Genomic DNA, 11,533 nt, shown 5'->3' with positions numbered 1-11,533 from the left:
CATCTGACTCTCCGTGGGTTCGAGTGTGGAAACCCAAACCTATCGGAGAGGCCACGCTCACCGCCCATGGAATCTACGAAGACGCGAAAGCTAATTCGCCCGCAGCGTCACTGGTGCGACCGGCTGCGCGGCCAACGCTTCCCCAAGCTCGCTCTGCTGCGCACGGGGGATCGAGAAGCAGACGCTGAAGCCGTCCGAGGTCGTCAGCGTCATCATGCCCTGGGTCGGGTCGGTCGACTGCTCGATGGTCCAGGAATCCAGTGGATAGGCGTAACGCAGGCTCCGGTCGCCGAAGCGGGTCTGCAGCGCCTTGCTGATCAGCCCGGGCAAGGTCATCACCAGCGCGCCGACCTGGCCGACCGACAGGCGGATGGTCGCAGGCTCGCCCCTGGAATCCTTAAAGCCCAGCGAGATGGCGCAGCCATCGGCCGCGACTTCGCAGCTGGTGAGCTCCTGGGTCTCGATATTCATGACGGCACTCCGGTCATCGCATCGATATATTCACCTGAATATATCGATGGAACGTCACCATCCAGCCGTTATAGGGGGCGTGCGGCCCGCCGCAATCGGAACGCGGCTAGAATATATCGAGGGTCTCGAGGACGGCGGAAAGCGAGGGGCGAACGCTTACAGCGTCTCCTGTTTGTGGCCGCAGTTCTTGCAGGCGAATTTCACGCGGGACTGGCCCTTTTCGGCCTGGACGCGGTTCGGCGCGCCGCATTTGCCGCAGACGGCCTCGATCCGGGTCGCGCCCTGCTTGATGACGAGGTTCCGCTTTTCCATGGTCTCGCGGATCAGGCGCTCGGCCTCCTCGCGCATCGACTGCTTCGACATCGTCCACACCGGTGATTGCTGAGGCCGGCGTCATAGCACGACCGGGTGACGCTTCAACAGCGGATATGGGGCCGCAGCCACCAAATCTGCACCGGCTACCTCGCCTCCGGGGTCAGCGCCAGCAGCCGCCGCACCAGCGCCAGCGCGGTTTCGGTGGCGGGATCCGCCGCCGTGACCGGCACGGCCAGCACGATCAGGTCGAGCGGATCATGCGCCAGCACGATGACATGCGTGGCGCTGTTCGCCGTCATCAGCGAGACCATGCGCTCGACCGCCGGGTCGATGGCAACAAGTCCCCAGGGCGCCTCGGAGCGGCGCAGCACGCGGCGGCTCGACAGGAAATCGCGCAGCAGCGGCGGGTCGTACAGCGCAAGCGCGCTTTCGCGCAGGCGCGTGGCGCTCTCGAAGATCGGATGGCGCGCCAGTTCCGCAATCAGCTGATCGCGCGTCTGCGCCGGCGAGGCCGCCACCGAGTTCAGCACGCCCGGCTCCTGCGACTCGAACAGCGCCCGCAGCGCGTCCGTCATCAGGCCGATGGTCAAGACGCCGGCGACCGCGACCGAGACGAAACGGACGATCTGCGCGGCATCGACGTCGCCGGCCATGAAGGCCGCGGCGAAGCCGAGCAGGCCGGAGGAGACCAGCCGCAGTGCCATCATCGAAAGGCCATGCCGTCGCGTCTCGGCGCCGCCGCCGGCGATCAGCATCACGGTGACGGTCAAGAGCGCGCCGAGCGCCCCGAGCCGGACCGGGATGTCCGGAAACAGCGTGCGGAAATCGGTGAGGATGAAGGGGATCACGACCAGCGCACCGACCGCGAGCCGGCCGATGCTGCGGTTTTCCGAGGCCATCAGCGCGGCACGGTCGCGGGTTGCCAGCAGCAGGGCGCAGGTGATGAAGCCGGCCAATTGGAAGAGCGCCAGCGTGATCGCATAGAGCGTAACGAACCGTTCCAGCCCAAACAGGCCACCGAGCCCCAGCAGAATGGCGCCGCCGAGTGCTGCGATCTTCACCGCGCGCGGCGCGTGCCGGCGCAGGATGCCCTCGGTGACGATGAGCGCGCCGAGCGGGATCAGCGAGGCCGGGATCACCGAGATGCGGTCGAGAAACGCGCTTGCAGTCCACCAGGCCAGGCCGCGATCGAAAAACAGCCATGCGATGACGCCGAGCGCCAGCAACAGCCGCCGCGTCAGCGGGCTGCGCGGATCCCTGCGATAGAACGTCATCATCGCGACGCTCATGCCGATCGCGCCGCAGAGATTGACGATGGAATCGGCGATCACATCAGCGGTCATGGGCCGCTCGTTTGGCGGCGCGGCCGCAGCGTGCCGAACGGGCGCGTGTCATCGAGCCAGTAAACCACCGGCAAGACGAGCCGCTGCAGCGCCAGCAGCGCCGAGGTCGCGAGCAGCGCCGGCAGCGAACCGTGCGGCACCTCGCTCAACAGATAACGCCGCGCGCCGGCGAGGTCGATGCGGCCGAGCTGCAGCACGTCGTCGCCCCTGTCGTAGTCGAGCTCGCGCTGCAAGAAATCATTGTAGATCGCATTGCGATGTTTCGGCGCGATGTCAAATGTCTTCTTCAGCGCGTCCGAGCCGCCGGTATAGGCATTGGTGATGACGAAGCGGGATTCGTCGAAGCTCGCCTCGTCGCCGACGCCGAACACCGCGCGGTGGCCGGCCATGATGCCGCGCGCGAGCTGCAGATGGGCAAAGCTCTGCCGCGCGCCGGGCAGCGGCGATGGGTAGACGTCGGAGAAGGTGTCGCTGACCATGCCGACCACCGACGGCACCTGCGTGACGTTGGAAATCCATTTCGGCCGCAAGCCATCGCGGGCGAACAGCACCAGCGCGGTCAGGCCATAGAGCACCCAGGACAGGCCCTGCCCGCGCTCATCGGGATCGACCATCACGAGGCCGAGATGCGTGACCTCGACCGGCTCGCCATCGAGGCCGACGTCCATCACCGACAGCGCGTTGAAGGCGATCGGCCGTCCCGTCTCCTCCTCGCAGATCAGGGTGATGATCGCGCGCGACAGCCGCTCCGGCTCGCCGGAAAAGATGCCGTAGGTCAGTTGGTCCTGCGGCAGCGTCTTGGCGGCGACGATGCGCAGTTGCGACACCAGGTCGTCGAGCTCGGTCTTCGGCAGCGCACGGCCCGGCTGCTCGACGATACGGGTGCGCAGGCCGGCATGGGTCCGCAGGGTCAGGTCGATGGTCGGCTGCGACAGCGCCTTCAGCCAGAAGCCCACATAGCCGTGCAACGCGGACAACGCCGCGCCCACGCGCGCAAACCCCGTTGCGCGCGGCGCCGGCTCGTCATTGTCAGAAGTCGCCATGTTGCCTGCCCGTGATCGACGGCGATTGGTGCACGTGTCCCATTAAGGAGCGATGAGCACCGCCTGCCGTCTGATGTCGCAGGGTAAACGATATCTTCAGGGAATGAGATGACTTCATCCTATCACGCCATCCCATGCTCTATCCCCTCATCCTGAGGAGCTTGCGACGCAAGCGTCTCGAAGGACGAGGCCACAGTGGGGCCGCATGGTTCGAGACGGCGCTTGCGCGCCTCCTCACCATGAGGGTTGAGAACGTCGCAAGCTGCGACAGCGGAAGCGGCGGGTGACTTGCACCCGCCGCTTCTCGCGCCTCCTTTCCGGCTTACGCTGCCTTGGAGACCTCCATCAGCAGACGCTCGGCCTTGGCATCCTCGATGCGGTTCACGAGGCGGCCGCTCTCGTGGTTGTCGCGAACGGTCTTGGTCAGGGTGACGCAGGTCTGCAGCAGCATCACGATGCCCATGGTGAGGTAGCCCTTCATCCAGAGATCGATCGGCAGGAAGAACACGCCGATGGCGACGAGGAAGGCGGAAGCTGCGAACGAAGCGTAGGTGAAGGTGACCCAGGCGCCGCTGTGGGGTTGAATGGTCTGGTTCATGGTCGGTCTCCAATGATCTCGGGGTTGATGATGTCCGGGGTTCGAAGTTCAGGCACGAGGTCTTCAGGCGGCCGGCTTCTGCCGGGCTTTCAGCCGCGACAGCACGTCGTCGGCGGTCGATTTCATGCGCGGGCCAAAGCCCTGCTCGGCGAGCTTCTCGGCGGTCGCGAGCGGGCCGGAGGCGGCGTCGATCTCGATCAGCGCCTCGTCGGCGGCCTGGGCTTCCATCTGCCGGTCGCGCAACCGCTTCAGCGTGTTCTCCGCGTCCGGCAGCGTCGATTCGTAGGGACGCGCCGCCTCGATGCCGCTGCGGCGGAGCGAGCGCACCGCTTCCGAGGCGCGGGCAATGCGACGGCCGCGATCGAGCTCGTTGATGCGCGCCTCGGCTTGGGCGACGTGGCGCTTCAGCCGGGTGATCTCGGAGGCGAACAGCGTGCGCGCGGTCATCGCAGCATCGCGCTCGGCCTCGAGATTGGCGATCGCCTGCGCCGCTTCGCGGGCGAGGTCCTCGCGGCCGCCATCCAGCGCCGCAGTCGCGCGCACCTCGAGATCGGCGATGCGGGTGTTGGTGGTCTCCAGCCGGCGGCCTTCCTGCTGGTCACTGGCGATCGCAAGGGCCAGCGTCCGCTTGGAACGATCCACGGCCGCGGCCGCATCGCGCATCTGCTGGTCGAGGATCAGAAGGGCGGTGCGGTCTTCCAGTTCCTCACCGGCGGCGGCGACGCTGCCGCGGAAAAGGGTCAAAACGGTCTTGAACATTTTTAGCTCCCTGTTATGAGCATCGCTCATGAAACTGGTATAGCACATCCTGAGCATTGCTCAAGAATTATTTGAGCGACGCTCATGACTGGGGTTAACGGCAGGTAAATCATGTCCAAAGCATTGGAAAGACGTGCGAAACTGCGAGAGGCGCTGATCGAGGCGGCCGAACGCGCGATTGCGGCAAAAGGTCTCGCGGGGCTCAAAACCCGCGAGCTGGCGCAGGAAATCGGGGTTGCCAATGGCGGCGTCTACAATCTGGTCGAGGATGTCGACGAGCTGATCCTGCGGGTCGGCTCCCGCACGCTGGCGCGATTGGATGCCTCGCTGTCGCTCGCCGAGATCGGCGGCTCCTCGAGCCCGCGTGAGATGCTGGTGCGGATCGCGGTCGCCTATTGCGACTTCGCCGCCGAGAATCTCGAACTGTGGCGCGCGCTGTTCGAGCATCGCATGCAGACCGGCAAGCCGGTGCCGGACTGGGCGGTGAGCGAGCAGATGGATCTGTTCCGCCACATCTACAAGCCGCTCGCCGCCCTCTTCCCGCAGCGCGCGCCCGCGCAACTCGGCATCACCGCTCGAAGCCTTTTCTCAGCCGTGCACGGCATGGTCGCGCTCGGGCTGGAGCAGAAGCTGATCGCCGTGCCGCTGCCGGCGCTGCGCAGCGAGATCGCCGCGCTGACGCGCGCGATGATCGACGGAATGACGGCGAGGAAGGAGTAGAGCATGATCCGGAAAAGTGTGAAGCGGCTTTCCGAAGAGATCATGCTCAAACAAAGAGCTTACGCTTCCGTCGTGTAAGCGCGCCCGGGCTTGAGCGCGTAGATGGCGAGGAAGCGCAGCGGGCGCTCCGGATCACAGTTGCGAAACAGCGTGTGCGGAAGATCGGCGCGATCCCTTAGCGTCTCGCCCGCGCGATAGCGCCGCGGCGCCTCGTCGCCATAGGCGGACTCGGCAACACCCTCGACGATGAAGACCACGCCGTCCACGGGATGCCGATGCAACGGCGCCACGCCACCCGGCGGATAGGTGACCTCGGACACGACAAGCTCCCTCTCGTCGCCGGGCAAAGCGAGACGTTCGAGAATTTTCCGCGTGACGCCGGCAAAACCGGCTTGCGGGGCCTTCGCCGGACCGTCGGCACTTTCATTCATCGACATTCCTTCCATCGAACATTGAACCGCCGCGCCGAACAGGTCGGCGCGCCGCTGATGATAGGAATGCGGCGAGGGCAACAAGATGGCGGGCGAGATCCCGGCGCTGACACGCGCGTGATCGACAGCAGCGTTGGCTACCCGAACTGCTTCGCCAACACCGTGCGAAGCGATCGCGGCGCGCGGCCGCCCAGGCGTTCAACGTCGCCAGTCACGATGTTGAAATCCCCTGCCACGAAACGCCGCTCGATATCGATCATCGCGGCCACATATTGTGGCGGGACGTTCGCCTGGAGCATGCCGCCGCGAAGCTGCGCTTCAGCCATGACGGCAAAATGCACCGGCTTGCCGATGATCTCCGCCAGCAGCTCGGCGCGTTCCCTGCCGCCGATCGCGGCCGGACCGGTTGCGTTGTAGATCGCGCCGGCGTGACCGTCGCCAAGCAGGATGCCGGCCGCCGCGGCCGCCACGTCGGCGCGCGACACGAAGGCGACGTCGCTCTCGCCGAGCCCCGGCACGACACCCGAGCCGATCGACATCGCGGCGACCTGCGCAAATGATTCAGCATAGTAATTCATCCGCAGGATGCTCCACCGCCGGGCGGTTCGCATCAGATGCTGCTCGCCGCTAAAGTAGGCTGCGAACATCTCATGCGCGTCGACCTCGCGCGAGGCAGCAGTCGACATCATCACGATGTGTCCCACGCTGGCCTCGGCCGCAGCGTCGATCGCGCTCAGGAAATGGCGATCGCGGCGGCCCGCCTCGACCTCCGAGCTCGGAATGATCAGCAACCGGTCCAGGCCGCGATAGGCCGCAATCAGTGTCTCGGGCCGGTCGTAATCGCCATGCCGCGCCTCGACGGCGGCATGAACTGTCGCGGGGTTGCGGGATATGCCGACAATCCCGTGCCCGCTGCCGCGCTCCAGCAATTCGGCCACCACCGCCTTGCCAAGATGACCGCTCGCTCCGCTGACGCCGATCTGCATTTTCGATATCCCTCTCTTCGTAACGAACAATTTGTTCGTGACGATATGTTCGATATCGACTAGACCCGCAAGAACGCACAATTTGATGCGCCGCGCACATTTTTGATCGTGCGTAGACGGGTGGGAAACGACGATGAAGCGCATCAAGCTCCGGCCTGGGATGGCAAGGCCCGGATGGGATGATCCCGAAGACTGCCGCGCCGTACTCAAGGTGCTGGACCGGATCGGCGACAAATGGACGGTGATGGCCGTTGGCGCATTGGCCGACGGTCCGATGCGTTTTAATGCGGTCCTGCGCCTCACCGGCGCGTCGCATCGCATGCTGACGCTCACGCTGCGCGGCCTCGAGGCGGAAGGGCTCGTGAAGCGGACCGCCTATGCGACGATCCCGCCGAAGGTGGAATACGAATTGACCCGGCTCGGGCACTCGCTGATCGAGCCATTGCAGAGCATCGCGGCCTGGGCGAAACGCAATCGTCGTGCCATGGAAACCGCGCGGGCGAAGTTCGAGGCGGCCAAGGCAGAATGACGCCTGCCGTCTTTCACCGCATCAAGGCGCAGCGGCGCCGGTGAGCGCGGCGGCAGGCGCCGCCTCGCGTGGCGCGCGGCGGCCGTTCAGCACCACGCCGACAAAGGTGAAGCGCACCAGCAGATGATAGCTCGCCAGCATCACGGGAAACGCAACGGCGAGGATAGTTGCGAACTTGACCGGCCAGGGCCAGTCGAGCTGTGACACCGCGACCTGCAACGCCATCACGATCGGCATGTGGATCAGATAAAGCCAGTAAGACGCATCGGCGAGGTAGCGCCGCATCGGGCTGAAGCCGGACATGAAGCGGAGCGCGAGGCCGATGAACGCGAAGGTCGAGGTCCAGATCGCCGGCGCATAGAGGATGGCGGACACCAGCCTGAGTGTGTCGCGCCGGACCGGCAGTGTCGGCGCGCCCGGCGCGGCCGAAATCACGCCGGCGAGCACGAAACCGATCAGGATCAGACCGAGCGAGAGCAGGAGATTCGACAGCCAGCGCCGCTCCAGGATCCGCAGCAGGTCGACCTGCCGATACAGCAGCCAGCCGAAGCCGAACGCGGTGCCGAAGCCGATCCACGCCTGCAGATTGGTGACGAGCGATTGGTCCGGCGTCCTCACGCCCTCCGCGTTGAGCCATCTCGGGTCGAGGCCGAACACGATGCCGATCGGGATCGCCAGGATGGCGGGCGCCAGCGGATTGCGCATGATCCCCGCGAACAGCCGATCGAGGGCCGCGCGCAACGCGCCGGACGCATCGAGCCGGACGATGGCGCTGCGCAGCACCAGCATGGCGGCATAAAGCTCGAGCAAGACGTAAAGAAACCAGAAATGGGTCAGCGGGAAATTCGGCAGCACCGGCGGCCAACCGCGGGCGCCGGGGATCGGACCGCCATGAGGAAAGCTTGCGGCCCATATCACCACCAGCACCATCGGCGTGAACACGATCGGCCAGAAGATCACGAGCGGCAGTCCGATCCGCTGCAGCCGGTCCCTGATGAAGCCCCAGCTGCCGCGACGGTGAAAGCTCATGCGGGCGAAGAAACCCGCGATCAGGAAGAAGGTCGTCATCCGGAAGACGTGGATGGCGAAGAACAGCATGGCCGGGATCAGGCTTTGGTGGATGTCCTGGATGAACCAGATCCGGGTCGGGGCCGGGACAAACGACAACGTCGCGTGCAGGACGATGCCGAGCAGCAGGGCCAGACCCCTGACCGCATCGAGGGCGTGAAGTCGTTCAGGCACAGACGGGACGGCAGTCAAACCGGACATGGCGGGCTCGCTGGATGATGGCTCTGGGAAAGAGCCTGCCCGATCACATCGGAGTCATCTTGCCCGATCCGAAAATCGGCTAACCGATTTCTCGATGCGGTTGGCCGATTTCGAAATCGCCGTCTGTATCCGGAGCCGTTTGCAGCCGGATCACGGCCTCGCGGCGGAATTCGCTCGGCGTCATGCCGGTCTCGGCCTTGAAAGCGCGATTGAACGGCCCGATCGACTGGAAGCCCGCGTCCATGGCAATGGTCAGCACCGGAACCTCCCGCTGCGTCATGTCTGACAAGGCCGCCTTGGCATCGGCGATACGATAGCGGTTGAGGAAAGCATTGAAGTTGCGATAGCCCAATCCCTCGTTGATCGCCCGGCGCAGCCGATATTCGTGAACGTCGAGCTGGGCTGCGAGCATCCCGATCGCAAGACCTTCCTGCCGGTAGATTCGCTCCACGGTCATCAGATGGTCGAGGCGCCGCAGCAGAAGGGGATCGACCGCGACCGCTGCCGCGGCGGCACGTTCGCTCGCCCGGGCTTGCACGCCGATATCGCCCGACGCGATCGCCGCCGTGGCATCGTTGACGGCGACGGGTGCGCCGAAAACACCGAGGCCGGCGAGCATGGACACCACGAACAGGCACAGCGCGCTCGGAAGACTGTCGGGCGTGCCGGGCGCAGCGACGGGAAGCGCGGCGGAACCGGCGCCGGCAAGCACCACGATCAGCCCGACATTGATCACGAGCATCGCCAGCCGCAGCCGGCGCCGTCGGGCGACCAGATCGACACGCCAGGTCCTGACCGCCTGGACCGCGACCGCGAGCGCCAGCACCACATCCACGAACGACAGGACTTCCGCGCCGCGCCTGGCCCAGACCGGCCAGACGATCCAGCTGAGTGTCACGGCAAATCCGGCGGCGACGATCGAGAGCCAAAAGGCGCCATGCCACCATCTCAGCTCGAAATCGTCGTCAAACGCCGCGCGCGCCCACAGCCAGAATATGGCGGGGAGCGCGAACATGGTCGGCACCGTCCACCACAAGGCCGATTTGGGAAAGAACGGCGCGGTCGTAATCGCGTAGAAGATGCCGCCGGCGGACATCGCCATGCCCAGCACGGCATATTGATTGAGCACATGACGCAGCAACGTCACGAGGATGATCATCAGGAACACGCCGCTCGTCGCGCCACGCAGCCCGAGATCGATCGCCGTGAGCCCCATCGCGTTCACAATCGGTATCCCCCTTTGCGGGAGACAATGTCGCATTGCGCCTATGCGGACACAACCCGAACTTGCGGTCGTGATCGTCGGGCCACCCGGCCACGCTCGCTTCACGACCCTTCCCGTGCGCGCGCCTCGATGATGTCACCGGCACCGATGCGACCGGCAGCCTGCGCCCAATCGCCGGTCGACAGCACACTCGGCGACCAGCCGTCAGTGCGAAACGTCCAGCGCAACGGCAGCCCGCCTCGCCTGCGCACGATTCGACGGGCGCGGAACCGCCACAGACGCTCGGCGCCCTGGAACGCCGCAATCTCCGGCGAGTCCAGGATCACCTCGGCATCGCCGGTCAGCTGCAACATGTCGCCGGTCTCGAAATCGACGAACACGAGGCCGGCCTTGCCGTTCAGCAGGATGTTGCCGAGCGTGTTGAAGAACAGATTGCCGGCGAAATCGGGAATCGTCAGCGTGCCGTCGTCCGCGACGCGGACGAAGCCCGCCTTGCCGCCGCGATGGGAGACGTCGACCTGGCGGCGATCCTCACGATCGGCATAGGAGGCGACGAAGAAGGTGTCGGCCGCCCTGATCATGTCGCGCGCGACGGAATCGAGCGACGCGCTCTCCTCGACATCTCCCGTGAACGGCGCGTCGGGCGCGCGAACGAAGCTGAAATCACGCAGCTGGATGTATTTCGGGCAGTTGCCAAAACTCTGCTCGAGGTCGAAGCCGAGTCCTTTGCCTGATGTGGCGCGAAGGATGCCGTTGGCGCGGTTGCGGCGTCTTGTGTGCAGCTCGATTCCGAGCAGCGCGATCGCACCGCCTTCCTGCGCACCCTCGCTTGCGGGATCCGTCGGATCGGGCCGCGCGCCGATCTCGAGAGTCGTCGGTGTCGGCGAGGAGATGAAGCCGGGCGGGCCTGCCAGCAACGTCGCCCACGCGTCGCTCTTGCGGTCGACGCTGCCCAGCACGATGAAGGGAATCTTGGCAAAGAACTCGCGGTGCTGGTCAGGCATGAAGTCGCGCACCACGCGCTGGCCGGTGGCGTCCATCCGCTCGCTCACGCCTGCCCTTTGCTGGATCGCCTTTTCGCCGGCGTGCCAGGTCGCGAGCCTGGTCTTCAATTGCATGTCGCTCATATCGTCCTCCCCGTTGCGGGTTGGACGGGCGCGCACAAGAGCGCGCCCGTAGTCCCTCATGCAGCCGCCAGACCGGCGGCGGTCTTGGCGAACGGCACGAAGCCTGGCAGCGCCTCGATCCGGTGCAGATACGCATTGACGCGAGGATAGGCCGAGAGGTCGACATTGCCTTCCGGCGCGCTCGACAGATAGGAGTACAGCGCGACATCGGCGATGGTCGGTTTCGTGCCCGCGACCCAGTCGCGATCCGCAAGGTGCGCTTCGAGCCGCTTCAGCAGCAGATGCGCCCGCGCAATCACGTCCTCCGGATTGTGCTTGGCGCCGAACACGGTGATCAGCCGCGCGGCGGCGGGGCCAAAGGCGAGATCGCCCGCGGCGACCGACAGCCAGCGCTGCACGCTAGCCGCGCCCTTCGCGTCCACCGGCAGCCAGTCGGTACGGCCGAACTTGGTCGCGAGATAGACCATGATCGCGTTGGAGTCGGAGACGACGGTGCCGTCGTCATCCAGCACCGGGACCTGACCGAACGGATTGAGCGCCAGGAACTCTGGCTTCTTGTGCGCGCCCGATCGCAGGTCGACATCGACCAGCTCGCAGGGAATGCCCAGCAGCGAAATGAACAGCCGCGCGCGATGGGCGTGGCCTGACAGAGCGAAATGATAGAGCTTCATGGAGTGCGTTCCTGACATCGTGGATGGGCCATTCCCGATCCGCGAC

13 protein-coding genes and 1 pseudogene are annotated in these 11,533 nt (G+C 65.6%); 2 read left to right on the top strand and 12 right to left on the bottom strand.

What is annotated here, in order from left to right:
• Nucleotides 1-90 precede the first annotated feature (90 nt).
• The 6 genes from JQ604_RS22960 to JQ604_RS22935 form a co-directional block, all read right to left on the bottom strand.
• Nucleotides 91-471: a hypothetical protein gene (locus tag JQ604_RS22960; protein WP_212362120.1), complete on the bottom strand. Its 381-nt coding sequence runs from the start codon at nt 469-471 to the stop codon at nt 91-93.
• Between the two features lie 156 nt (nt 472-627).
• The gene (locus JQ604_RS22955; RefSeq protein ID WP_212362117.1) at nt 628-834 is read right to left on the bottom strand and encodes a hypothetical protein; all 207 of its coding nucleotides are present in this window, start codon (nt 832-834) and stop codon (nt 628-630) included.
• Nucleotides 835-929: 95 nt separating this feature from the next.
• Entirely contained in the window at nt 930-2,129 is a 1,200-nt protein-coding gene (locus JQ604_RS22950; protein ID WP_212362114.1) for a hypothetical protein, read from the bottom strand.
• The gene (locus JQ604_RS22945) at nt 2,126-3,172 is read right to left on the bottom strand and encodes a hypothetical protein (RefSeq protein WP_249158567.1); all 1,047 of its coding nucleotides are present in this window, start codon (nt 3,170-3,172) and stop codon (nt 2,126-2,128) included. Before JQ604_RS22945 ends, JQ604_RS22950 begins: the two co-directional genes overlap by 4 nt.
• A 322-nt stretch (nt 3,173-3,494) precedes the next feature.
• Complete coding sequence (locus tag JQ604_RS22940) at nt 3,495-3,770, bottom strand: YiaA/YiaB family inner membrane protein (protein WP_212362111.1); 276 nt, start codon at nt 3,768-3,770, stop codon at nt 3,495-3,497.
• A gap of 63 nt (nt 3,771-3,833) precedes the next feature.
• Nucleotides 3,834-4,529, bottom strand: coding sequence for a PspA/IM30 family protein (locus JQ604_RS22935; protein WP_212362108.1), 696 nt, complete (start codon nt 4,527-4,529; stop codon nt 3,834-3,836).
• Between the two features lie 111 nt (nt 4,530-4,640).
• Between JQ604_RS22935 and JQ604_RS22930 the strand changes: the two genes are divergently transcribed.
• Nucleotides 4,641-5,249 carry a TetR/AcrR family transcriptional regulator gene (locus tag JQ604_RS22930; protein WP_212362104.1) on the top strand — a complete coding sequence of 203 codons (609 nt, stop codon included), beginning with the start codon at nt 4,641-4,643 and terminating at the stop codon, nt 5,247-5,249.
• 59 nt (nt 5,250-5,308) lie between these two features.
• Here the strand turns inward: JQ604_RS22930 and JQ604_RS22925 are convergent, their stop codons facing one another.
• Both JQ604_RS22925 and JQ604_RS22920 read right to left on the bottom strand, forming a co-directional pair.
• On the bottom strand, nt 5,309-5,686 hold the full coding sequence (locus tag JQ604_RS22925) for a cupin domain-containing protein (protein WP_249158566.1): 378 nt from the start codon (nt 5,684-5,686) through the stop codon (nt 5,309-5,311).
• A gap of 131 nt (nt 5,687-5,817) precedes the next feature.
• On the bottom strand, nt 5,818-6,810 hold the full coding sequence (locus JQ604_RS22920) for an NAD(P)H-binding protein (protein ID WP_249158565.1): 993 nt from the start codon (nt 6,808-6,810) through the stop codon (nt 5,818-5,820).
• Here JQ604_RS22920 and JQ604_RS22915 point away from each other — a divergent pair.
• Entirely contained in the window at nt 6,800-7,195 is a 396-nt protein-coding gene (locus JQ604_RS22915) for a winged helix-turn-helix transcriptional regulator (protein ID WP_249158564.1), read from the top strand. The two genes, JQ604_RS22920 and JQ604_RS22915, sit on opposite strands and share 11 nt — an antisense overlap.
• A gap of 21 nt (nt 7,196-7,216) precedes the next feature.
• Here the strand turns inward: JQ604_RS22915 and JQ604_RS22910 are convergent, their stop codons facing one another.
• The 4 genes and pseudogenes from JQ604_RS22910 to JQ604_RS22895 form a co-directional block, all read right to left on the bottom strand.
• The gene (locus JQ604_RS22910) at nt 7,217-8,464 is read right to left on the bottom strand and encodes an acyltransferase family protein (protein ID WP_212362101.1); all 1,248 of its coding nucleotides are present in this window, start codon (nt 8,462-8,464) and stop codon (nt 7,217-7,219) included.
• A 79-nt stretch (nt 8,465-8,543) separates the two neighbouring features.
• Nucleotides 8,544-9,680: an AraC family transcriptional regulator gene (locus JQ604_RS22905; protein WP_212362158.1), complete on the bottom strand. Its 1,137-nt coding sequence runs from the start codon at nt 9,678-9,680 to the stop codon at nt 8,544-8,546.
• Between the two features lie 143 nt (nt 9,681-9,823).
• A pseudogene (locus JQ604_RS22900) lies at nt 9,824-10,816 on the bottom strand (pyridoxamine 5'-phosphate oxidase family protein); the annotation flags it as partial.
• Nucleotides 10,817-10,872: 56 nt separating this feature from the next.
• On the bottom strand, nt 10,873-11,487 hold the full coding sequence (locus JQ604_RS22895) for a glutathione S-transferase family protein (protein WP_212362095.1): 615 nt from the start codon (nt 11,485-11,487) through the stop codon (nt 10,873-10,875).
• Nucleotides 11,488-11,533 lie beyond the last annotated feature (46 nt).

It is taken from the genome of Bradyrhizobium jicamae (genome assembly GCF_018130695.1).
Taxonomy (GTDB): domain Bacteria; phylum Pseudomonadota; class Alphaproteobacteria; order Rhizobiales; family Xanthobacteraceae; genus Bradyrhizobium; species Bradyrhizobium jicamae_B.
This window is presented reverse-complemented; position numbering and strand designations above follow the sequence as displayed.

Bases quoted from the DNA above. Each gene is read 5' to 3' on its own strand.
- JQ604_RS22960 (WP_212362120.1), bottom strand. From the start codon at position 471: ATGAATATCGAGACCCAGGAGCTCACCAGCTGCGAAGTCGCGGCCGAT.
- JQ604_RS22955 (WP_212362117.1), bottom strand. From the start codon at position 834: ATGTCGAAGCAGTCGATGCGCGAGGAGGCCGAGCGCCTGATCCGCGAG.
- JQ604_RS22950 (WP_212362114.1), bottom strand. From the start codon at position 2,129: ATGACCGCTGATGTGATCGCCGATTCCATCGTCAATCTCTGCGGCGCG.
- JQ604_RS22945 (WP_249158567.1), bottom strand. From the start codon at position 3,172: ATGGCGACTTCTGACAATGACGAGCCGGCGCCGCGCGCAACGGGGTTT.
- JQ604_RS22940 (WP_212362111.1), bottom strand. From the start codon at position 3,770: ATGAACCAGACCATTCAACCCCACAGCGGCGCCTGGGTCACCTTCACC.
- JQ604_RS22935 (WP_212362108.1), bottom strand. From the start codon at position 4,529: ATGTTCAAGACCGTTTTGACCCTTTTCCGCGGCAGCGTCGCCGCCGCC.
- JQ604_RS22930 (WP_212362104.1), top strand. From the start codon at position 4,641: ATGTCCAAAGCATTGGAAAGACGTGCGAAACTGCGAGAGGCGCTGATC.
- JQ604_RS22925 (WP_249158566.1), bottom strand. From the start codon at position 5,686: ATGTCGATGAATGAAAGTGCCGACGGTCCGGCGAAGGCCCCGCAAGCC.
- JQ604_RS22915 (WP_249158564.1), top strand. From the start codon at position 6,800: ATGAAGCGCATCAAGCTCCGGCCTGGGATGGCAAGGCCCGGATGGGAT.
- JQ604_RS22920 (WP_249158565.1), bottom strand. From the start codon at position 6,810: ATGCGCTTCATCGTCGTTTCCCACCCGTCTACGCACGATCAAAAATGT.
- JQ604_RS22910 (WP_212362101.1), bottom strand. From the start codon at position 8,464: ATGTCCGGTTTGACTGCCGTCCCGTCTGTGCCTGAACGACTTCACGCC.
- JQ604_RS22905 (WP_212362158.1), bottom strand. From the start codon at position 9,680: ATGGGGCTCACGGCGATCGATCTCGGGCTGCGTGGCGCGACGAGCGGC.
- JQ604_RS22895 (WP_212362095.1), bottom strand. From the start codon at position 11,487: ATGAAGCTCTATCATTTCGCTCTGTCAGGCCACGCCCATCGCGCGCGG.